20 protein-coding genes, 1 tRNA gene and 2 pseudogenes are annotated in these 20,430 nt (G+C 69.1%); 9 read left to right on the top strand and 14 right to left on the bottom strand.

Translation table 11 applies throughout. The annotated features are described in order from the left end of the window. Positions 1-55: 55 nt before the first annotated feature. The 6 genes from ABZ490_RS01940 to ABZ490_RS01915 all read right to left on the bottom strand — a co-directional run bounded on the left by ABZ490_RS01940 (position 56) and on the right by ABZ490_RS01915 (position 5,211). Positions 56-340: a hypothetical protein gene (locus ABZ490_RS01940; RefSeq protein ID WP_358982873.1), complete on the bottom strand. Its 285-nt coding sequence runs from the start codon at positions 338-340 to the stop codon at positions 56-58. 486 nt (positions 341-826) lie between these two features. After that, positions 827-1,294 carry a hypothetical protein gene (locus ABZ490_RS01935; protein ID WP_358982871.1) on the bottom strand — a complete coding sequence of 156 codons (468 nt, stop codon included), beginning with the start codon at positions 1,292-1,294 and terminating at the stop codon, positions 827-829. Between the two features lie 22 nt (positions 1,295-1,316). After that, the gene (locus tag ABZ490_RS01930) at positions 1,317-1,559 is read right to left on the bottom strand and encodes a hypothetical protein (protein WP_358982869.1); all 243 of its coding nucleotides are present in this window, start codon (positions 1,557-1,559) and stop codon (positions 1,317-1,319) included. A gap of 51 nt (positions 1,560-1,610) precedes the next feature. Next, entirely contained in the window at positions 1,611-1,889 is a 279-nt protein-coding gene (locus ABZ490_RS01925; RefSeq protein ID WP_358982867.1) for a hypothetical protein, read from the bottom strand. 285 nt (positions 1,890-2,174) lie between these two features. Then, positions 2,175-2,588, bottom strand: coding sequence for a hypothetical protein (locus ABZ490_RS01920; RefSeq protein WP_358982865.1), 414 nt, complete (start codon positions 2,586-2,588; stop codon positions 2,175-2,177). Positions 2,589-3,663: 1,075 nt separating this feature from the next. Beyond that, entirely contained in the window at positions 3,664-5,211 is a 1,548-nt protein-coding gene (locus tag ABZ490_RS01915; protein WP_358982863.1) for a recombinase family protein, read from the bottom strand. Positions 5,212-5,329: 118 nt separating this feature from the next. Between ABZ490_RS01915 and ABZ490_RS01910 the strand changes: the two are divergent. From ABZ490_RS01910 to ABZ490_RS01890, 5 genes and pseudogenes are all read left to right on the top strand, one after another. Then, a pseudogene (locus ABZ490_RS01910) lies at positions 5,330-6,019 on the top strand (alkaline phosphatase family protein); the annotation flags it as partial. 255 nt (positions 6,020-6,274) lie between these two features. After that, positions 6,275-6,580, top strand: a pseudogene (locus ABZ490_RS01905) (alkaline phosphatase family protein); the annotation flags it as partial. 143 nt (positions 6,581-6,723) lie between these two features. Continuing rightward, entirely contained in the window at positions 6,724-8,643 is a 1,920-nt protein-coding gene (locus ABZ490_RS01900; RefSeq protein WP_358982861.1) for an FAD/NAD(P)-binding protein, read from the top strand. 111 nt (positions 8,644-8,754) lie between these two features. After that, positions 8,755-9,210, top strand: coding sequence for a DoxX family protein (locus ABZ490_RS01895; RefSeq protein ID WP_358982859.1), 456 nt, complete (start codon positions 8,755-8,757; stop codon positions 9,208-9,210). A gap of 199 nt (positions 9,211-9,409) precedes the next feature. After that, complete coding sequence (locus ABZ490_RS01890; protein WP_358982857.1) at positions 9,410-10,021, top strand: VTT domain-containing protein; 612 nt, start codon at positions 9,410-9,412, stop codon at positions 10,019-10,021. A gap of 27 nt (positions 10,022-10,048) precedes the next feature. Here ABZ490_RS01890 and ABZ490_RS01885 read toward each other — a convergent pair whose 3' ends face one another. Together ABZ490_RS01885 and ABZ490_RS01880 are read right to left on the bottom strand one after the other, a co-directional pair. Then, on the bottom strand, positions 10,049-10,276 hold the full coding sequence (locus tag ABZ490_RS01885; protein WP_358982855.1) for a DUF2277 domain-containing protein: 228 nt from the start codon (positions 10,274-10,276) through the stop codon (positions 10,049-10,051). Between the two features lies 1 nt (position 10,277). Then, positions 10,278-10,730, bottom strand: a complete 453-nt coding sequence (locus ABZ490_RS01880) for a GNAT family N-acetyltransferase (protein WP_358982852.1) — start codon at positions 10,728-10,730, stop codon at positions 10,278-10,280. A 102-nt stretch (positions 10,731-10,832) separates the two neighbouring features. Between ABZ490_RS01880 and ABZ490_RS01875 the strand changes: the two genes are divergently transcribed. Beyond that, a complete protein-coding gene (locus ABZ490_RS01875) occupies positions 10,833-11,678 on the top strand; it encodes a serine hydrolase domain-containing protein (protein WP_358982850.1) in 846 nt (281 codons plus the stop codon). A 78-nt stretch (positions 11,679-11,756) separates the two neighbouring features. Then, positions 11,757-12,101: a hypothetical protein gene (locus ABZ490_RS01870; RefSeq protein WP_358982848.1), complete on the top strand. Its 345-nt coding sequence runs from the start codon at positions 11,757-11,759 to the stop codon at positions 12,099-12,101. Here the strand turns inward: ABZ490_RS01870 and ABZ490_RS01865 are convergent. From ABZ490_RS01865 to ABZ490_RS01855, 3 genes are all read right to left on the bottom strand, one after another. After that, complete coding sequence (locus ABZ490_RS01865; protein WP_358982846.1) at positions 12,098-12,736, bottom strand: DUF305 domain-containing protein; 639 nt, start codon at positions 12,734-12,736, stop codon at positions 12,098-12,100. The two genes, ABZ490_RS01870 and ABZ490_RS01865, sit on opposite strands and share 4 nt — an antisense overlap. A gap of 89 nt (positions 12,737-12,825) precedes the next feature. Next, on the bottom strand, positions 12,826-13,215 hold the full coding sequence (locus ABZ490_RS01860; RefSeq protein WP_358982844.1) for a DUF6153 family protein: 390 nt from the start codon (positions 13,213-13,215) through the stop codon (positions 12,826-12,828). 76 nt (positions 13,216-13,291) lie between these two features. Further along, positions 13,292-13,366, bottom strand: a tRNA-Val gene (locus ABZ490_RS01855). A gap of 167 nt (positions 13,367-13,533) precedes the next feature. Between ABZ490_RS01855 and ABZ490_RS01850 the strand changes: the two genes are divergently transcribed. Next, entirely contained in the window at positions 13,534-14,904 is a 1,371-nt protein-coding gene (locus ABZ490_RS01850; protein WP_358982842.1) for a hypothetical protein, read from the top strand. A gap of 111 nt (positions 14,905-15,015) precedes the next feature. Beyond that, positions 15,016-15,564 carry a DUF4383 domain-containing protein gene (locus ABZ490_RS01845; RefSeq protein ID WP_358982839.1) on the top strand — a complete coding sequence of 183 codons (549 nt, stop codon included), beginning with the start codon at positions 15,016-15,018 and terminating at the stop codon, positions 15,562-15,564. Here the strand turns inward: ABZ490_RS01845 and ABZ490_RS01840 are convergent. The 3 genes from ABZ490_RS01840 to ABZ490_RS01830 all read right to left on the bottom strand — a co-directional run bounded on the left by ABZ490_RS01840 (position 15,552) and on the right by ABZ490_RS01830 (position 20,348). Then, entirely contained in the window at positions 15,552-16,724 is a 1,173-nt protein-coding gene (locus tag ABZ490_RS01840; protein ID WP_358982837.1) for an amidase domain-containing protein, read from the bottom strand. The two genes, ABZ490_RS01845 and ABZ490_RS01840, sit on opposite strands and share 13 nt — an antisense overlap. Positions 16,725-16,841: 117 nt before the next feature. Further along, complete coding sequence (locus tag ABZ490_RS01835; RefSeq protein WP_358982835.1) at positions 16,842-18,122, bottom strand: hypothetical protein; 1,281 nt, start codon at positions 18,120-18,122, stop codon at positions 16,842-16,844. 45 nt (positions 18,123-18,167) lie between these two features. Further along, positions 18,168-20,348 (bottom strand): transglycosylase domain-containing protein, encoded by a 2,181-nt coding sequence (locus tag ABZ490_RS01830; RefSeq protein ID WP_358982833.1) that lies wholly within the window; start codon positions 20,346-20,348, stop codon positions 18,168-18,170. Between the last annotated feature and the right edge of the window lie 82 nt (positions 20,349-20,430).

The raw sequence follows: 20,430 nt of genomic DNA, 5'->3' as shown, positions 1-20,430 counted from the left end.
AGGGCAACCAGGCTGAGCGCAAGGGCGCGGGGGCTTGCTCGGCATAGGGGGTCACCTACGGATTTTCGGGGGTGGTAATGGCGCTGAATAGCTCAGCATCGGATAGCCCATGGATTGCCGCCACAGCGTCTATCTCCTGCTGTACGTCATCCAGTGGGTCTAGCTCATCCTCCGCAGCACACAGCATGTTCCGAATGGCTTGCACTAGTTGCGCTGCCCTATCCGCATCGGGCTTCCCCTCAGCGAGCATGAGCCGCAATTCATCGGCGTAGCCGTGCGCGTATTTCAGAGATTCGGCCAGCGACTCAGCATGTGAGGGGGCGCAGTCATCAGCGAGCATGGGCGTACTCCTTCACGCCAGCACACGCGCCAGCGAAGAGGCTGTCAGGGAAAAGCACAGGTCAGAAAAGGTGAAGATTCCAGCCGGCTGAGGGTGTCTGGTTGCAGGAGTACACCCGGGGAGGAACCCCCTTGCCGACACCGTGCGGGCAGCCAAAAGGGCTGTTTCACTGGTGGGCGGAGTCCAGTGAAACAGCCCTGAGCGCCTAGCTGTAATAGTCAGCCCAAATCTGCCGCAGCACGTCTAGCGGAATAGTGGGGGGCATCAGCAGATTGCCCGTAGCGTCGTAGTGAGTCAGATCAACCAGTGTATTCCGCATACGGACAGCGCCCCGGGCAACCGGCGCTGCACCAGGCTGAGGAAAGACCACGTCCGCCGGACTATGTGTGTCCGCGAAGCACGGGGCTCCATTCACGTCCCGGGGCCACACCAGATAGGCAGGCTGGCCGTTATAGTCCGGCCCCGGGTCCAGTAGGTCATGCGCCATTACTCAACCTCGTACCGGGCTAGAATCTCAGCGGCCATGGTCCCCGAATTCCGCCGCTTGAGCGCATAGACGGCATCTTCCTGCCAGCGCCTTAGCTCTTCCAGCGGGTCTACGTCACGGAGTTCGGAAATGTTGTGCTCCTGCCCTACCCTCTGAGCGCAGATCTGAGCGTGGCTACGGATAGTCTGAATGGCATCGCGCCGGGCCATGTAGTCAGCAAGTAGGAGCACGAGATTCCCAGACTCAAGGGCGTCAGCCTTCTGGTCCGGCGTAACCACCTCTCCGCGCACCTTCATCTCAAGGTCTCTCCAGTCACGAAGGAATTGCACGTCTAGCTCTCGCTGCCTCTCGGCACGCTCAGCGGCAATCTCAGCCTGTCGCCCAGCCTCAACGGCCTCAGCCTCAGCCAACTTCGCGACAGCCGCCTCAGCAGCCTTACGAGCCTTCTCAAGGTCGGTCGTAGTCATATGGGTTGCACTCCTTCGGAAGTCAGTTGGCGTCTAGCTGATTGGCGGCCTTGCGCGCATTGGTCGCGTAGCCCATGGCCATTCGCTGGCTCGCGCTGATGGCGACGCCCTGAGCCTCAGCGTTCCGCAGATGGGAAACCACGGCGTCATCCTCTTCGCTGGCACTTGCCGCAATGGATTCGATGTGCTGCCGGTTGCGCTCCGGGCTGCCCTTATCCGTACCAGTGGTGTCAGTGGTGCGCATGTACCAGGGAGTTTCAGTCATTGGGAAATCCTTTCCAGGAGGGGGGTGGCACCTACGGATTTTCGGAAGTGCCTAGCTGCGATAGAAGACCCGGTCACGGAAAGCCGGGTCCTTGGGGTGAAGTCCGATGAAGCGATTGCCGTAGCGCCGTTCAGTGCGCTTGTAGCCCGTAGCACGTAGAAGACGGTCGAAAGTTCCCAGGGGGATGAAGCTGGGGCCGCTGACTTCCTTGCACGCTTCAAAAAGCAGCATCAAACTTGCATCCGCACTCGGCGAATCCTCAAGGGCTTCACCAACTACGGCCACGAACTTAGCGACATGCGCCCGGTCAGCCTCGGTCAGCTGCGTCATTTTCACCACCCGAAGCCAGAAGGCGGAGCACGGAGAAGGCGGCGAACAGCTCAGCGCGCGGACGCTCTTCCGTGGGCACGATTGCGTGTTCTTCGAGAATTGCTATGGCTTGTGATGCGCCGATAGCGCCCATTGACATCACTCCGATTTTCGAGAGGTAAGGGGGTCAGCCGGCTCGGATCTAAGGGAATTTCCGAGCACGGCTCAAAGAATGCGGAGGGCAGGGCGCTACCTCTGGCTATTACAGCGCCCTGCCCTGGTCTTAGATGACGTCTGACGCGTACATCAGCGGCCACCCACAAGGGCGGAAGATTCCTCGGCAGTGATGTAGCCCAGTGCCGTTTCCCGGACACGCCAACTGTGGAACGTCGATTCCTGTACGGCCTGCCTGTGCTCTTCGTCGTAACGCTGCTGTCCCGCTTCCGTCAGCGCGTCTGCCACAGCGGAAAGCACTGCCTTGCCGTGCTGCCTGAATGCCCGGTCATAGGCCCGATGGTCGCGCTTGCAGAGCGGCAGGTAATAGGCCGTGCTCTCAGACCACAGATACCCGTCCCGGTAAATCTCCGCCGGGTCCTGGTGGTTGTAAGCCCACTCGGCAGCACGAGTTCCGCAGAACGAACAAGGCTTGTGGCTCGCAGGTCCCTTGACCTCAACGACACGCCTATGTGCCGCGTTGTACTCAGAAATCGCCTTCGGCATGGTGGAAGTCCTTTGATGTGGTGGCCAGCGCATCAGCGCACGGAAACGAGAAAAGCCCCCGGACACGGGGAGAGAAAGAAGGGGCCACCACGCGCCTTCAATCCCTCAACCCATGCCCGGGGGCTGGTTTCAGCTACGGCATTGGGCCCCGTAGCAAGAGTGCCTAAGCATGCGGGCCGGAATGTGGTGGCCACCCGCTCAGGACGGTTTCCCGCCCCTCAGAATGGTTCTAGGGAGTGGAGCGCCCTCAAAGCGCACCAATTCAGACATGCGGGACAGGTGAATTTATGTGACGTGCATCACGTGCGAAATGGGCGCGATTTTGTGAACCCTCAACGACCGGAAAACTGCAAGAAATGCAGTTCCCACGCAAGGGCGGCATGAGCGGTCGGATGGAAACCCCCGCTGACCTGCGAGAATGCAGAAGTGCAGATTTGAGGGCCGTCCCCGGTTTTGCCGCTAGGACTCACGAGGAGTATTGGAAGTAGGGGTCACTTCTACACTTCTACATTTATGCAGGTCAGATAGGGTTTTCTGATGGACCGTCAGAAAAGCATCTACACAGAGCGCAGCTTTTCGCCCTTTCGCGCTGTGGGGTACGGAAGCCCTGAGCGTCTACCTGAGGCTCTTCCGGCACTTCACGGCCGGGGGTGCCAGCGCATGAGTCAGAAGCGCTCACAAGGGCGCTGACGGCTGCCCAGGGGCCACCTGCACCAGGACAGCAAAAAGCCCCGCCGGGCAATCCATGACGGACGCCTAACGGGGCCTGAGTTGGGACGCTGATGCGCTATGCGGCAAGAGCCTCAGGGAAGCCCATGAGTGCCTGTTGCAGCGCCTCAAGCCGCCCTATGCGTTCCCGCGTTCGTACGCTGCGGTCCCCGGCCCTCACAGCGCCGTACAGGGCTTCGAGTTGACGCGTGATGCGCTCCCACTCCACCTGACGGAACCAGGCTGCCTCTTCGGCTTCCTGCCGGGCTTCGTACTCCGTGCGTGTCATATCCTGGTGCCTTCCCTTTGAGAGGGACACCAGCCCGGTCTACTCGCCAAAGTCCGGCCGGGCTGGTGCCATTCGTTCTCAGATCAGCTCTGCGATTTCCAGTTCAGCCGCCACGGCCGTAATCGCGTCTGCTGCTGCGTCGAAGAACGGGTCTCGAATATCGAGATCAACCCGGCGTTCATCCAAGCTGCGCCACCCGCCGGGGGTTCCGGCCTTAATCGACAGATACGCCCCCGCTCCTGTCAGCATCTTCCGCTGTCCGGCCACATCAGCCTTGACCCACTTTTCCGCATAGGTCTTGCCGGTTCGGATTTCCTCGGTACGGGGCTCCACCTTTTCCCGGCTTTCCAGTTCAGCCAGTCGCGTGTCAAGCGCGTCACGGTGCTGTTCCCATGACGCCATGGCTGCCTTGGACTTGATGTTCTGCCGTTCCACACGGTGCGCTTCGTACTCGGCGAGTGTGGCGTCAATCTCAGGCTGTGGGTCGTATCCGGGAATGCTGCGCGTGCTGGTGATCTCAAGGCCCCCAAGGATGCGCAGGAATTCACGGGTTACGTAGTCATCAACCCAGTCAGCGCGAATGTTCATCGGGTGCTCACAAACCTCACCCCGGGGAGAAGCGCCGCACCGATAGGTAGGACGCTGACCGGGCTTCGACTCCTGCGCGTTGAGGTACATCCGACCCCCGCACGAAGAACAGTGGATGATTCCGAACAGAAGCGCATTCGTGTCCCGTCGGATCGGGTTGTTGGTGCTGCGCTTGTCCAAGAGGGCTTGGATGCTGTCGAACTCAGCACGCGTCAGGATCGGTTCACGCGTCGCCGTGACGGGCCGTCCCTCGTTGTCACGCACGGGCTTATCGCCGCTGAGCTTCCACCCAATCAGGGTTTCAGAGCGGAGAATGCGCGCGACTGTTACCGCACTCCATCGTGTGGGCTTCTTGATTTCGCGATCCTTGTACTTCGACCAGTGGTCGGCAGGGGAAAGCACCCCATCAGCGTTGAGCGCGTAGGCAATGCTGTTTGCGGTCTCACCTTCCATAAGCGCCTTGATGATGCGCTCAATGACCTTGACGGCTTCCGTGTCCTGAACGAGGGTCCAGCCGCCACCTTCGAGCGGGGCAGGCATATAGCCGTACGGGGCACGGGAACCACGCCAGCGAAGAGGCATGACGCGCATTGCCGCCTGAGCCCCGATTACACGTTCGCGGATTGAGTGTGCTTCCATCTGAGCCGCGAAAGCGAACAGCGTGACCATGAGCTGTGCTATGGGGTCCAACGGATTGCGGAAGTCCAGCACCAGCCGTCCGCCCGGACCTTCGGCGAAGACAACCATTTTCCGGTGATCACGTGCCCACTTCGCCAATTCGTGCATGTCATCCATGGACCGAATGGCACGGTCGAAGCGCCAGAACATCAGCGCGTCGAAGTCATCCGGGCGGCGAAGCCACGCACCCAATTCCCGGCGCTCAAAGGGCGTGGTCTTGCTGGCGCTGACTCCCAGGTCAACCGCTTCCCGGTCGGCAAGGTCGATACCCAGTGCTGCGGCTGCCCCGTCGTTGGCCGCGCGCTGGCGCTCAGGGCTGGTGGTCTCGTCGGTCAGGACCGACAGGCGGAGACAGGACACTCCCCTTAGTTGTGTAGTCACGGGCACGGGTGAGTGAGTGGAACGCTTCGCGCCCCTGACCTGTGCAGATGCCGTCATGGTGGGTGACTCCCAGAACCGCTAGTCGGGAGCCTCCGGAGACCACGACGTCATCGACGACTGGAACACCTCCGCCGCCTGGCTCGCCGATGTGCGGGCCACGCCCTGGTGGCGAGAGCGGCTGTTGAGCGGCCTGATGTCGTACTGGGTCCATCAGCACCTGGGGAACCTCTCCCCCGCCGAACTGGCCGCCGACCCGCTCTACGCCGCCGTACGCGCCACCCCCGACGCCACCGACGTCCTGCGCGCCTTCGCCTGCCGCGCCGACGCCGACCCGGCGTCCGTGCGCTGGAGCTACCGCCGGGACTTCGGGCGGGTGCGGCTGCTGATGGTGGACACCCGGGCCGCCCGGGTCCTCGAGGAGGGCGAGCGGGCGATGCTCGACCCCGGGGAGGCCCGGTGGCTGCGCGAGCAGGCCCTCCAGGACCGGGGCTCCTACGACCATCTCCTCATCGGCACCTCGCTGCCCTGGCTGCTGCCGCATCTGGTGCACGACGCCGAGGCCTGGGACGCGGCCCTGTGCCGGGGCGAACGGGGTGCCCGCTGGGCGCGGTTCGGGGAGCGGCTGCGGCGGGCGGCGGATCTGGAGCACTGGGCGGCCTTTCCCGAGTCCTTCGCCGCGCTGACGGAACTGATCGCCGAGGCCGGCTCGGGGGCGGACGCGCCGACGACGGTGCTGGTGCTCTCCGGTGACGTGCACCACGCGTATGTGGCGGAGCCGCGGTGGCCGGACGACAGCGGCACACCGGGCGGACGCGGCAGCGCACCGGGCCGTAGGCGCGGCGGACCTGGCGCCGGCAGCGGCGGACCGGGGGACGACAGCAGCGGATCGGGGGACGGCAGCCGCGGACCTGGCGGCGGCAGCGGCGGACCGGGGGACGGCAACGGCGGACCGGGGGACGGCAGCGGCGGGCCTGGCGGAGGCAGCGGCGGACCGGGGGACGGCGTCGTACCGGGCGGCAGCAGCAACGGCGGCAGCAGCAGCAGCGGACCGGGCGCGCGGGTGCTCCAGCTCACCTGCTCGCCGGTGCACAACTCGATCCCGCTGTCGATCCGGATCGGCTTCCGGTTCGGCTGGAGCGCGGTGGCCCGCGCGCTCGGGCGGCGGTTCGCCGGGCACGGCGGCTGCGCCCGGCCGCCGGTCTCCTGGCGGAAAACGGGTGGGCCGTGGTTCGGCAACCAGCTCATGACCCTGTCCCTGCACGGCCGTTCGGCCCGGCTGCGGCTGGAACAGGCGCGCGCGAAGGGCGGGTTGGCCACGGTGGAGGAGTCCGACTTGACCTCCCGATGAGGGTCATCCGGGACAACTGGGGCCGGTGGGGCCCGCGTTGGCTTCTGTGACGGCCAGCGGCATGATGAGGCGGACCGTCCGCTTCCAGCACCTCGCGCGGACGGTCCACTCCATCGCGCCCCACACGCCCGGGAGTCATCCCTTTGCCATCAGTGAACGCGCAACCGCAAGCGCCGACGGCGTCCGTCGCCCTCGCCCTGGTCGGCGCCGGGCCGCGCGGGACCAGCGTCCTGGAACGCCTCTGCGCGTCCGCGCCGGACCTGCTCCCGCCGGGGGTGCGGCTCACGGTCCATGTCGTCGACCCCGCTCCGCCGGGGCCGGGCCGGGTGTGGCGCACCGCGCAGTCGCCGGAGCTGCTGATGAACACCGTGGCCTCGCAGGTGACCCTGTTCACCGACGACAGCGTGGACTGCGCCGGCCCGATCCGGCCCGGCCCCAGCCTCCACGCGTGGGCGGGCGGCACGCTGGACCCGGACGAGTACCCGACCCGCGCGCACTACGGCCGCTACCTGGAGTGGGTGTTCGCGCGGACCGTGCGCGAGGCGCCGCCCTCGGTGCGGGTGGAGACGCACGCGGCCCGTGCCGTGCGCCTCGACGACGCGGCCGACGGCCGCCAGGTCCTCATCCTGGACGACGGCCGGGTCCTGTTCGGCCTCTGCGCCGTCGTCCTGGCCCAGGGGCATCTGCCGCTGGTCGCCGACGACGCCGAACAGCGCCACACGGCCTACGCCGAACGCCACGGCCTGCGCCACATCGCGCCCGCCAACCCGGCCGACGTCGACCTGTCCCCCGTCGCCCCCGGTGAACCGGTCCTGCTGCGCGGCCTGGGCCTCAACTTCTTCGACCACATGGCCCTGCTGACGACGGGGCGGGGCGGGCGCTTCGTCCGGGCGGAGCGGGACCCGGCGGGACCCGGCGGGCTGCGCTATCTGCCGTCCGGCCGGGAGCCCCGGATCCACGCCGGGTCGCGGCGCGGGGTTCCGTACCAGGCGCGGGGGGACAACGCGAAGGGGCCGTACGGGCGGCACCTCCCGCTGGTGCTGACGCCGGAGGTGATCGCGGGGCTGCGCAAGCGGGCGGACTCCGGGGAGGCGCCCGACTTCCTGGCGGACGTCTGGCCGTTGGTGGCCAAGGAGGTGGAGACGGTCTACTACACGGTCCTGACGGGCCGGGCGGAGTTCGCGGACCGGTTTCTCGCCGTGCCGCACCGGGACCCCGAGGAGGCCCGGATCCTGGACGCGTTCGGGGTGGCGGAGGCCGACCGCTGGAGCTGGGACCGGATCTCCCGGCCGTACGCGGAACGGCGGTTCGCGCATCCGGGGCAGTGGCGGGAGTGGCTGCTGGCGCATCTGTGGCGGGACGCGCGGGAGGCGGAGCGCGGGAACGTGGCGGGCCCGCTGAAGACGGCCCTGGACGTGCTGCGCGATCTGCGCAACGAGCTGCGGCTGGTCGTCGACCACGGCGGGCTCGCCGGGGCCTCCCGCCGGGACCACCTGGACCGCTGGTACACCCCGCTCAACGCCTTCCTCTCCATCGGCCCGCCCCGGCGCCGGATCGAGGAGCTGACCGCGCTGATCGAGGCGGGCGTGGTGGAGGTGCTCGGCCCGCGTCTGGAGGTGCGCGAGGAGGACGGGGCCTGGGTCGCCCGTTCCCCGGAGATACCGGGCTCGGCGGTCCGGGTGACCACGCTGGTCGAGGCCCGGCTGCCGGAACCGGAGCTGCGCCGCACCGCCGACGTCCTGCTGGCCCGGCTGCTGAAGACCGGGCGGTGCCGTCCGCACACGGTCGACGGTCATGTCACCGGCGGTCTGGACGTGACACCGCGCCCGTACCATCTGATGGACCGTCAAGGCAGGCCACACGCAAGGCGGTTCGCGTTCGGGGTGCCCACGGAGGGGGTGCACTGGGTGACGGCGGCGGGTGCCCGTCCGGGCGTGGATTCGGTCACGCTTTCGGACGCGGACGCGGTGGCGAGAGCCGCCCTACGTGCGGCGACGGCGGAATCGGGGCCCGGGAGGGAGCCCGGGCCGTGGCCGAATGTTGAACTTGCAAGCATTGATTAGGTGCGCCTAGCGTTGATCGCTCGTTCGGTACCGCCGTCCCATCGACGGACCGTCCCCGTGCCCCATCAGGACGGTCCGACCCGACCCGACACCGAAGGAGCACCCCCCACCATGTCCGCTCGCCTCAACACCGCACAGCCCTATGCGTTAGGCCTGTTCCGCATCGTCGTGGGCCTGCTGTTCGCCTGCCATGGCGCCGCCTCCCTCTTCGGGATCCTGGGCGGGGCCGTCGGCACGGACGGCGGCACCGTCGACACCGGCGCCTGGCCCGGCTGGTACGCGGCCGCGATCCAGCTGGTCTGCGGCGTCCTGGTGCTGGTCGGCCTCGGCACCCGGGCCGCCGCGTTCCTCGCCTCGGGCTCCATGGCGTACGCGTACTTCAAGGTGCACCAGCCGGGCGCCCTGTGGCCGCTGGAGAACGGCGGCGAGGCCTCCGCGATGTTCTGCTGGGCCTTCCTGCTGCTGGTCTTCACCGGCTCCGGCGCCCTGGGCGTGGACCGGCTGATCACCAGGCGCCCGTCCGCGCGGCGCGAGCCGTCCGCCCAGCAGGCCACCGCCACGGCCTGACCCCTGTAACAGACCGACGCACGCCGGGTGCCCTCGCCACGACGACCGGGAGGGCACCCGTGTTCACAGGCACGGCGTCCGGGGACTGCGCGCGGGTCCGGGAGTGAATGCGCCGTGCGAACACAAACACCCCCCGTGACCCTTCTGTCACCTCTGCCGCGTACGCTGTATGGCTGTCATTGGCACGGGGGAGAGAACGGTGTTCGAGAGCGTGGGGGCCTTGCTGGGCAGCCCTTGGATCTATGCGCTGGTGGGCCTGTCGGTCCTGCTGGACGTGTTCCTGCCGGTTCTGCCGAGCGGGGTGCTGGTCATCACGGCGGCCACCGCGGCGGCGGCCGGCTCGGGGGCGGCGACCGGTCAGGTGCCGCACGGGGTGCCGGACATCCTGGCCCTGATCCTCTCCGCGACCACCGCGTCCGTCCTGGGCGACCTGGTCGCCTACCGGCTGGCCTGGCGGGGCGGTGAGCGCCTGGACCGGGCGATCTCCCGCTCCCGGCGGCTGACCAGCGCGCAGGAACGTCTCGGCGAGGCCCTGGCCCGGGGCGGCGGCGCGCTGGTCGTCCTGGCCCGGTTCGCGCCCGCCGGCCGCTCGGTGGTCTCCCTGATCGCCGGTGCCGCGCACCGCCGCGCCCGTGACTTCCTGCCCTGGTCCGCGCTGGCCGGACTGTCCTGGACCGCGTACAGCGTGGCCCTCGGCTACTTCGGCGCGCACTGGCTGGGCGCCACCTGGCTGGCGACGGGGGTCTCCGTACTGGCCCTGTTCGGCGCGGGCGCAGGCGCGGCATACGTCATGCGCCGCCCGGCGGCCTAGCCCGGTCACGACGGACGGGCACCGGGCCTAGGACGCCCGGCTTGCCGCGCCCCTCACCTCCAGGTCGCCGAGCAGCTGGGCCGTGGCTTCGGCGATCGCCTCGACGGCGTGGTCGAACACCTCCCTGTTGTGCGCGGCCGGCGCCCGGAACCCGGACACCTTCCGGACGTACTGCAGGGCGGCGGCGTGGATGTCCTCCCGCGTCGCCTCCTCGGGCAGCGCGGGCGGACGCAGCGTCTTGATACTCCGGCACATGTCACCAGTCTCCCTCCGACCGCGCGGGGCCGCGCGGGTCGACGTACCAGTCGTCGGATCGGATCGGGTTGCCCTTCGGGTACGCGAGGTCGGGCTGGCCGAGCAGGGTGCAACCGGCCTTGCGGCACCCGCCGTTGGAGGCCGCGCGCGCCACCTCGGGGAACGCGTGCACGGCGGGGTGACCGCCGCGACCGCGCTCCTCGCGGACGACGGATATCAGCCTCCGTGCGGCCGCGGCGGCAAGGCCTCCGCCCTGGAACTCGGGCAGGGTCCCCCAGCCCGCCTCCCACACCTCGGCCCCCTGCCACGCGCGCTCCCAGTGACCGATCGCCCCGACGGTCTCCGGTCCGCCGAGGCGGCCGGGCGTCTCCGGGCTGTTCTGCCGCCGCAGCAGCCAGAAGTCGCCCTCCGCCCAGGGCACCGGCTGCACCCGCTCCACACCGATGGGGTCCATGCCTCCACGGTAGGAGGAGGGTCCGACAATCGACGGCCCGCCGAAGGACCTCGGCTTTACTGACCCGGCACCCACGCCCGACCCGACCTCGAAGGACCCCCCATGCGCCGCCGCGTCCCGACCTGTGTCCTGTCCTCCGCGGCCCCGCCCGCCCTCGCCGACGGTCACGCCGTCGACCGGTACGTCCAGATCGGCTCGCTCACCAAGGCCGTCACCGGGACCGTGCTGACCCGGATGGCGGCGGCCGGGGCGCTGTCCCCGGACGACCCCCTCGAACGGTGGCTGCCCGAGGCCCCCGCGACCGGGATCACCCTGCTCCAGCTGGCCCGGCACACCTCCGGTCTCCCCCGGCTGCCACCCGTTCCGCTGCCGCGCCGGGACCCGTACGCCGCCTTCGACCATCCCGCGCTGCACGCCCAGGTCCGCCGCCTCGACACGCTCGTCACCCGTCCCCCGGGCCAGGAGGAGGAGTACTCCAACCTCGGGTACGCGGTGCTCGGCGCGGCGCTGACCGCCGCCGCGTCCGGGGCGTCGTACGAGGAGCTGGTGACCGAGCACGTGCTGCGCCCGCTGGACGTCACGGAGGTGAGCGCGCGCCCCGCCCCGGAGCGGCGGCTGCTCGCTCCCGGGCGGTTCGGCGGCACCCGGCGGCCGTGGACGATGGACGGCGCGATGCTGCCCGCGGGCGGCCTGTGGGCGACTCCCCGGGCGACGGCCGATCTGGTCGTACGGCTGCTGGTGGAGCGCCGGCTGGGCGATCCCGCGCCGAGCTGGCAGACGGCCGGGGCGCTGCACTGGCACAACGGGGCGGTGGGCCGCGCCTCGGTGTTCGCCGGGGCCCTGCCGGACGGTGCCTGGGTCGTGGTCCATCGCCTCAACGGGGACACGGACACCACGGACCGGATGGGCGTCACCACCCTCAAGGAGGGCCGCACGGCCGCCCCCTGACCCCCTCTCGAACATACGTTCACACGAACACCCCAAAGGAGCTCGCCCCGCAAAATCGAACAGGCGTACCATTGCCGTGTGGCTAAGACCTATGACTTTCCCAGCGACCTGCGCGCCGGTCAGGAGGAGCTGCATCAGGTCCGGGCCGAGCTGTCGGCCCTGCTGAAGCGGCTCCCCTGGTCGGTGGAACCCCTGGACGGGTTCAGCGACGCGGGTGGCTGGCGCAAGATCGAGCGCCCCGCGTCCCCGGGCTGGACGGCCGACGAGCAGGCCGAGGTGGAGAAGCTGCGGCGGCGCGAGCACGAGCTCGCGGTGTTCGTGAGCTGCCACCGCTTCTGGTCGGAGGTCGCCACCGAGGACCGGGTGGAGGCCCGCACGCACCTCAAGCACGCGCACGGCACCCCACCCGGCGAGAGCGACTAGCTCTTCCCGGCGAGCAGCCCCTTCATCTCGGCGATCTCCGCGGTCTGGCCGGTGACGATGTCACCGGCCGTGTCCTTGGCCGCCTGGTAACGGCCCTTGTCCCGCTCGGTTCCGGCCATCGCGACCGCGCCCTCGTGGTGCTCGACCATCAGGGTCAGGAACGCGGTGTCGAAGGCCGCGCCGGACGCCTTCTCCAGCGTCTTCATGCCGGCGTCGTCCATCATCCCGGCCATGCCGCCGGAGCCCGAGTGGTCCATGCCGGGCATGGAGTCGTCCGCCGACGCGCCCTCCTCGGGCACGTCCTCGCCCCAGGCCTTCAGCCAGCCGGACATCTTCTCGATCTCCGGGTCCTGGGCCTTCTCGATCCGGGCCGCGAGGTCCTTGACCTGGGCGGAGGAGGCGCGGTCGGCGGCGAGCCCGGCCATCTCCAGGGCCTGCCGGTGGTGCGGGATCATGCCCTGCGCGAAGGTGACGTCCTGCGCGTTGTGCGCACCGCCGGAGGCGGCCGCGGAGGCCGAGGAGCCCGCGGAGGCGGACTCGCCGTCACCGCCGCACGCGGTGAGGAGCAGCGCGGCGCTCACGGTCACGGCCGCCAGCGCGGCACGGCGGAACGGGCTGCGGGTGGTGCTGGTCATACGGGAACTCCTGGGGAGAAAAGGGTGCGTGGACACGTCGGCGCACCCCGCCGGCCCGTCGCGGGGGCCGTGGGTGCGCGCAGCGGTGTCTAGATCCGCAGGAGTTGGAGTTCCGCCAGGGAGGGTGGCGCGCGGGCGCCGTCGGGGGCCGCGGCCGCGTAGGGGCACGGCGTCTCGTCCGGTACGGCCACCGGGGCGGGGTCGGGCAGCAGGCCCGGCAGGACCGGTCCGCCGCTCACGGCGGCCGAGGCACAGGTGGAGTCGGCGTGCCGGGCGTGTCCGCCACCGCAGTGGCCCTCGTCCCCCGCGCAGCCGTCATGGCCCTCGGCGGAGGCGACGGACACGACGGCCGCGACGGCCGTCATGGGGCGCGGCTCCGCATGCGCGGACGCCACTCCCCCGGGCGCGAGCCCGTGCATGCCGAGCAGGCCCACGAGGAGCCCGAGCACGCACACCGCCCGCCGCCACAGTCCGTTCACAGCCGTCATCCTAGGCACAACGCGCCCCGCACACGCGCAGGGCCCCCGGATCTCTCCGGGGGCCCTGCGGTGTTCCTGGTGGGCGCGGACGGTTTCGAACCGCCGACATCCTGCTTGTAAGGCAGGCGCTCTACCCCTGAGCTACGCACCCAGGACGAGTCGACAGCCTACATCGCCCCGGGCCGTGTCCGGCAAACGTGTATCGGCGCCGGTGGGAAAGTCACGGGCCGTACGGCGAACTGACCGGCCCGTGTGTTCGTCTTCAACCGGTGGGAGAATGAACACCGGTTCAGGCGAATCACAGCACGGGAGAGGGATGTGACGGCGACACCACCGCAGCCGTACGCGCCGTCGGTGCCGCGCGCACACCGCCCGGTGAAGGACGCCCTCACCCTGCTCGCCCTGCCGCTCGTCGTGGCGCTCGCGCTGCCCGCCGCCTTCGCCGGCGGCGGGACCCGGCGCTGGTTCGGCGGGCGGGCGGAGGGCCAGCGCGCCGAGGCGCAGGCCGCGAAGGACGCGGCGGCGGCCGCGTTCTACGAGCTGGACACCGCCCAGCGGGATCTGCGGATCTCCATCGAGACGATCACGGCGGTGGACGACAGCCCGGCCGCCCGGCGCGCGGTCTCCGGCTTCGAGGAGATCGGCCGGCGCATCGACGAGGCCAGCGCCCGGTACATCGACGCCGTCGACGCCCATGACCTCGACCGGGACGACCTGGAGGCCTCGGCGGCCGCGCGGGCGCGTACCGAGCTGACCCGGGCCAAGGACGAGCTGGGCAACGTCAAGAAGGAGCTGGATCGTTTCGCCGAGGGGCTCGGCCCGCTGCTCGGCAAGGCCGAGACCCAGCTCGCCCGGCTCGCGCCCGCCGTGGAGCGGGCCCGGCAGGCGCTGCTGGCCGCGTCGAACGCGCTGGACGCGGTACGGCGGACCGGACTGACGGCGGACGACCTGGCGGCCCGGCTCGCCGCGCTCGGGCCCGAGCTGACCCGGATGAACCAGGGCGCGGGACAGCACGGCGTGCCGCAGACGCTGGAGCGGGCCGAGCGGGTCTCCCGCGAGGCCGCGGCGGTCCGGGCGGAGGCCGAGCGGCTGCCGGAGAAGGCCGCGGAGATCGACCACCGGCTGGTGTCGCTGCGGACGCGGGCGCAGGCGCTGACGACCCGCGCGGGCCAGGTCGACCCGATCCTGAGCGAGCTGCGGCGGCGGTTCGCGGCGGCCTGCTGGCAGGACCTCCAGCGGGTGCCCGAGCAGGCCGCGGAGAACGTACGGCAGGCGGAGGCGAGGCTGCGGGAGGCGCAGACGGCGCGGGACGCCCAGCGCTGGCCGGACGCCACCTCGCTGCTGTCCACGGCGCGGGCGCTGCTGAACACCACCGACGAGGCGGTCTCCGCCGCCGGTGACCGGCTGAGCCGGCTGAACGCCGTGCAGAAGGACCCGCAGGCCGAGATCGACCGCACCCGGTTCGCGATCCGGGACGCGCAGCGGCTGGCGATGGCCGGGCGCAACACGCCCGATCCGCGGGACGCGCGCCCCCTGGACGACGCGGTGGCCCGGCTGGAGCGGGCGATCGGCACCCTGGAGGGCCGCCACCCCGACTACTGGCACTTCCTCACCGAGACGGAGGGTGTGCGGCAGGCGGTGGCCGCCGTGGTGAGCCGGATCCGCGAGGAGCGCGGCGCGGGCCACTGACGGCCGTCACCGCCGACGTTCGCCGCCGACGTTTGCCGCCGGGGCCGGGCGGGCGGATATTGGGGTACGTACAGGGCCTCCCTCGGCACATCCACGCGCAAGGAGGCGGAGATGGCCGCACACGCACTGCACGCCCGTCGGCGGATCAGGCTCGACGACCACCTGCCGGTCGACCACCGGCTGAACCTGGTCTACCGGATCGGGGCCGGGCTGATGGGCCTGGGGCTCGTCGTCTTCGGGATCTTCGGTGTCATGGACGAGATCGGTACCTTCGACACCGGAGGGGACCAGGTCTGGGGGCTGAACACCAACGGCGCGCTGAGCTGGCTGTCCATCGGGGTCGGACTGCTGCTCTTCGTGGGCATGGTGATCGGCGGGAACGTCGCGTCCACGCTCAACATGACCTTCGGGATCCTGTTCATCCTCAGCGGCTTCCTGAACATGGCGCTGCTGGAGACGGACTACAACTTCCTGGCCTTCAAGATCCAGAACTGCATGCTGAGCTTCGTGATCGGGATCCTGCTGCTGGTCTTCGGGATGTACGGCAGAGTCGGTTCGGCCCTGCCGCACGACAACCCGTACTGGCGGGCCCGCCACCCGGAGCACGTGGAACCGGGATCCGAGGGGCGGGACCCGTCAGGGTCCGATCAGGTGCGGTAGGCGTAGTAGTACGCGTTCGGGTACGACGCGACGAGGCTCGCCACCGACCGGCGCAGCGTGTTGTTCGAGTGGTAGGTCACGTACGGGATGCCGTTGGCCTTGTACGTGACGATCATGGTGTGGTCCTTGGACCCGTCCCGGTCGAAGTCCATCTGGAGGACGTCGCCGACCTCGAGCTGGTAGACGTTCGCCAGGGCGGTGGTCCGCTTGGAGTTCTGCGCGAACCACGACCACTCGTTGACGCCGACGAACGAGTCCGACTGGATGTCGGCGTTGCCGAACCACTTGGTGTAGTCGTAGACGTAGCCCGGGACGTGCTTCCAGCCGCCCGCCTTCAGCGACTGGCTGACGAAGTTGGTGCAGTCGCCGCCCGCGGTGTGGTTGTTGAAGTCCGGGTAGTCCGTGTTGTAGGTGTACACGTACTTCTCGGCGTAGGCCGCCATGGCCTTGTAGTCGTACGTGGTACCCGTCTTCGGCACGGCGGCCGGGTTGCGGGTGGTCGCCGCGCGGGCGGCGTTCGGCATGGTGTCGTCGGCCGTGGTGGCCTTGACGGACGCCACCGGCTTGGACAGCGTGTTCACCGCGAGGCCACCCTGGTCGGTGTCCGCGATGCCGGTGAGCTGCCAGTTGCCGCTCTGGTCCGCCTTGAAGGTCAGCTCGTGCTGCGCCTGGAAGCCGGTGGTCCTCGGCTGGCCGGCGCCGGCCTTCGCGTAGGTCAGGGTCGTGGTCTCGGTGACCGCGGCCTTGGCCGTACGGCCCGTCACGCGCGTGGCGTTCAGGGTGACGGTGGTGGCGGCCTTGCTGTACTTCTCGCCGGCCTTGGCCAGCTTGTCCTTGCGCTGTCCCAGCGAGGACAGGGTGGCGTCCTCGGTACGGGCGGTGCCGACGGACAGCTTGACGTCACCGGAGAAGCCGTTGGTCAGCGGCTTCTCACGGTTGCCCTGCTTGCCGGTCACCAGAGCGTCGGTGCGGTCGGTGAAGACCGCGTCCGCCAGCCGCTGGAAGGTGGCCTTCGTCTTCGCGTCGACCGTGGGGTCGTCGACGACCGCGGCGCCCGCGGACCAGTTCGGGAGCAGCGCCGCCCCCGCCACGACCGAGGCGGCGGCCGCCCCGAATATCGTGGCGCGGCGCCTCGAACGGCTCAATTTCCTTGACTTCACTGATGTTTCCCCTCTTGCCCGGCGGAGGGATGCCGGGGAGGGCATCTTTGCATGGCGTGTGTGGGTGATGTGAAGAGGGGTACGGTTGAGGTTTGGTTACTTCGCACCCCCCACGCCTCACTTCACGACGGTCGACCAGTCGGCCGGCGACTGGGCCGGATCCAGGCTGCGCAGCGCCGCCAGAGTCTCGGGCTTCTGCACGTCCATCCAGTCGGCCAACTCCTTGAAGGACACACACTTGACGTCCTTCTTGGTGCACACGTTCTCGATGACGTGGTCGACGGCCTTCATGTAGATGCCGCCGTTCCAGTTCTCGAAGTGGTTGCCGATGAACAGCGGTGCGCGGCTGCCGTAGTACACGCGGTTGAAGCCGGACATGTAGGAGTCGATGGTCTCCTGCTGCCACTCGGCGTACTTGGCGGGGTCGCCCTCGGTCTCGCCGTTCGACTGGTTGTAGAGGAAGTTGAAGTCCATGGACAGGGCCTGGATGTCGCCGTACGGAAGTCCCTGGAGCGGGAAGTCCCACAGGCCGTCCTTCTTCGTCGGCCAGACCTGGAGACCGCCGGGGTTGGAGGCGTCGTAGCGCCAGCCGTAGCTCTTGGCCGCCTTGAGCAGGTTGTCCTGCCCCTCCAGGCAGGGCGCCCGGCCGCCGGTGACCTCCTTCTTGAAGTCGAAGGGCAGCGGATCCATGTCCTTGTAGCCGGTGTTGGTCTTCCAGTTCTCCACGAACGCGAAGAACTGGTCGATCTCGCTCTTCCACTGCGCGACGCTCCACTCGCCGCCGCCCTTGGCCCCGCAGAAGTGGCCGTTGAAGTGGGTGCCTATCTCGTTGCCCTCCTCCCACGACTCGGCGAGCTCCTCCAGCGTGGTGCGGATGTGCTCGTCGGTGGGGAAGCTGATGGCCGCCGCGCCCTTGTCGTGCATCGGCGGGGAGTACAGGTCCCGCTTGCTCTTGGGCAGCAGGTAGATGCCGGTGAGGAAGAAGGTCATGTGGGCGTTGTACTGCTTGGCCATCTCGCGGTAGTGCTCGAACAGCCCGTCGTCGCCCGCGAGCGCGCCGTCCCAGGAGAGGACGACGAACTGGGGCGGCTGCTCACCGGGCTTGAGGGGTTCCGCCTTCAACTGGTCCTTCTGCGGACCGGTGTACGAGGTGGAGCCGTCCCCCAGGACGTGGGTCTTGCCGTCCCACACCGGCTCCTTGCTCGCCTTCGCCGACGCCTTCTTGCTGTCCCCCGAGGACGCCGTGGGCTGGGTGTTGTCGGTGCGGTCGAGCACCAGGTAGCCGCCCATCAGCGAGGCGACGACGAGAAGCGCCGCCAGGGTGAGGAACCCTGGGTGCGCGGCGGCGGTGCGGCGCGGTTCCGCGGCCTTGCGGCGGCGGCCCGACGGTGACTTCATGTGCGGCTCATTCTCCGGGTTGGGGACGCGGGGCCCGTTCGGTGGTCAGCCGAGCGGGCTCATGGCACTGGACCAGATGCCGTACGGGACGCTGTCGTCGGTGGTTCCGGCGATGCCCTCCAGAGGCAGTGGTTCAAGGCTCTTGGTGAGGTCGATGCGGTACGCGACGACCGCGGTGGAGACCTTCTTGAGGGTGCCGACGTACCAGGCTGCGGTGTCCTTGTCGGTCGTGCCGGCCTTGCCCGCCGGTACGGACCCGGTCGAGGAGACGGGCACGTCGGACGGGTGGGCGGTGCGGAAGGAGTCGGTGAGCGCGGAGGTGACCTCCTCGGCCACCGCGGTGCGCATCGCCCGCTCGGGCTTCGGCGTGTCCAGGGGCAGGTCGGAGCCGTTCCGGGTGATCCTCAGCACCGAGTACGGCTCGGTGTGCCGGCCGCCCGCGGCGAAGGTGGAATAGCCGCTCGCCATCCGGATCGCGCTGGGCGTGGAGCTGCCCATGGACAGCGCGGGCACCTGGGCGCCGATGCTGGACGCCAGGAAGCCCGAGGCCTCCGCGGTCTCGCGCACCTTGTCCAGGCCGGTGTCCATGCCGAGCTGCATGAACGGCGTGTTCACCGACAGCTCCAGCGCGCGGTGCAGGGAGATCTGCCCGTAGGACCTGCCGCCGTCGTTCTCTGCGGCGACCCGTTTGCCGCTGCGGTCCCAGTAGTAGCCCTCGGGGGTGGTCAGCAGGACCTTGTCGTTGCCGTCGTAGAGCGAGTCGCCGGTGACTTGGGCGGCGTCCTCGTCGTCGCGGGTCTTGTGGACGCCGTTCTCCAGCCCGGCGGCGTAGACGAAGGGCAGGAACGCGGAGCCGGCCGGGACGGTGGTGGCGTTGGACTCGTTGTAGCCCTGCGTACGGTGGTCGGGGCCGCCGTAGACGGCGAGGATCCGTCCGTCGGAGGTGACGGAGGCGGCGCCGTAGTGGGCGGCCTTCGCCTTCTTCGGGTCGTCCTTGAGGGCCTTCTTGCGGGCGGCGGTGACGGCCTTGGTGAGCTTGTCCTCGCGCTTCTTGTCGAAGGTCGTGTAGACCTGGTAGCCGCCCAGGTCGAAGTCCTTGTCGGAGATGCCCGCGGCCTTCTTGGCGTACTGGGTGGCGAGTTCCACCAGGTAGTCGCTCTGCTCACCGGTGTCGTACAGCGGGTTGCTCTTCAGCGGCTCGGGGAACTTCGTGTACGTGGCCCGCTCGGCCTTCGACAGCTTGCCGATCTCGACCATCCGGTCCAGGGTCCACTCCCAGCGCTCGACGGCGCGGGCGCGGTTGGCGCTGGACAGGGTCGGGTCGTACAGGCCGGCGCCCCTGAGCAGGGAGGCCAGGAACGCGGCCTCGCTGGCGTTGAGGTCGCCGACGTCCTTGCCGTAGTAGGCCTGGGCGGCGCGCTGGATGCCGTAGGTGCCGCGGCCGAACCAGCTGGTGTTGAGGTAGCCCTCGAGGATCTCGTCCTTGCTCATCTGGTTGTCCAGCTTGAGGGAGATCATCGCCTCGGTGAACTTGCGGCTGAGCGTCTGCTCCTGGTTCAGGTAGACGTTCTTCACGTACTGCTGGGTGATCGTCGAGCCGCCCTGGGTGTCGCCCTGGCCGATGGTGCGGAACAGGGCACGGCCGATGCCCTTGACCGAGATGCCGGGGTCGCTGTAGAAGCTCGCGTTCTCGGCGGCGAGGACCGCCCAGCGGACGTCCTCGGGGATGTCCTTCAGCGGCATCGCCTGGCGCTGCACCCAGCCGGTGCGGGCCATGGGCGTGCCGTCGGACCAGAAGAACACGTTGTCCTGCTGGGTCGCGTACGAGTTGAGGTTCTGCGGGACGTCGGTGGCCGCGTAGGCGACGACGAGGAGGAAGGTGCTCAGGCCCAGGGACGCGAAGAAGCCCCCCAGGCACTGCCGCCAGGAAGGTATCCAGCGCCGCCAGTCGCTGCGGCCGGGGCGCGGGTACTGCGGGCGGAGCTTGCGGGCATAGGGAGTGACACGAGTCACATAGGGACCCAGTACCGCGGCAAGGGGGGCCAAACGGGATCGCAAAACCGCGGATATTCGGGCAAACGGGGAGGGACGTGGGGCCTTGCGGCGATTTCCCGACGTACGCGATTTCTCCGAAGTCCCCGACGTGTCAGGTACTTTAGGAATGTCCGACACCCGCAGCTGCATGGTCTCGTCCGCCCGGAAAGAGGCGGGGAGCTTCAACTGCATGGTTTCGTCCGGCCTTTGGGGCTCCTCCCCCTGCCCCACCTGGTCCACTACGCGTCTCCCTCCGCACCTTCGTGTTGCTCGC

Origin of the sequence: Streptomyces sp. NPDC005811 (assembly GCF_040630405.1) — a bacterium.
In the GTDB taxonomy this organism is placed as follows: domain Bacteria; phylum Actinomycetota; class Actinomycetes; order Streptomycetales; family Streptomycetaceae; genus Streptomyces.
The sequence above is the reverse complement of the archived record's forward strand: the minus strand, read 5'-3'. Positions and strand labels throughout refer to the sequence as shown.

Bases quoted from the DNA above. Each gene is read 5' to 3' on its own strand.
- ABZ490_RS01940 (WP_358982873.1), bottom strand. From the start codon at position 340: ATGCTCGCTGATGACTGCGCCCCCTCACATGCTGAGTCGCTGGCCGAA.
- ABZ490_RS01935 (WP_358982871.1), bottom strand. From the start codon at position 1,294: ATGACTACGACCGACCTTGAGAAGGCTCGTAAGGCTGCTGAGGCGGCT.
- ABZ490_RS01930 (WP_358982869.1), bottom strand. From the start codon at position 1,559: ATGACTGAAACTCCCTGGTACATGCGCACCACTGACACCACTGGTACG.
- ABZ490_RS01925 (WP_358982867.1), bottom strand. From the start codon at position 1,889: ATGACGCAGCTGACCGAGGCTGACCGGGCGCATGTCGCTAAGTTCGTG.
- ABZ490_RS01920 (WP_358982865.1), bottom strand. From the start codon at position 2,588: ATGCCGAAGGCGATTTCTGAGTACAACGCGGCACATAGGCGTGTCGTT.
- ABZ490_RS01895 (WP_358982859.1), top strand. From the start codon at position 8,755: ATGTCCGCTCGCCTCAACACCGCACAGCCCTATGCGTTAGGCCTGTTC.
- ABZ490_RS01885 (WP_358982855.1), bottom strand. From the start codon at position 10,276: ATGTGCCGGAGTATCAAGACGCTGCGTCCGCCCGCGCTGCCCGAGGAG.
- ABZ490_RS01880 (WP_358982852.1), bottom strand. From the start codon at position 10,730: ATGGACCCCATCGGTGTGGAGCGGGTGCAGCCGGTGCCCTGGGCGGAG.
- ABZ490_RS01875 (WP_358982850.1), top strand. From the start codon at position 10,833: ATGCGCCGCCGCGTCCCGACCTGTGTCCTGTCCTCCGCGGCCCCGCCC.
- ABZ490_RS01865 (WP_358982846.1), bottom strand. From the start codon at position 12,736: ATGACCAGCACCACCCGCAGCCCGTTCCGCCGTGCCGCGCTGGCGGCC.
- ABZ490_RS01845 (WP_358982839.1), top strand. From the start codon at position 15,016: ATGGCCGCACACGCACTGCACGCCCGTCGGCGGATCAGGCTCGACGAC.
- ABZ490_RS01835 (WP_358982835.1), bottom strand. From the start codon at position 18,122: ATGAAGTCACCGTCGGGCCGCCGCCGCAAGGCCGCGGAACCGCGCCGC.
- ABZ490_RS01830 (WP_358982833.1), bottom strand. From the start codon at position 20,348: ATGCAGTTGAAGCTCCCCGCCTCTTTCCGGGCGGACGAGACCATGCAG.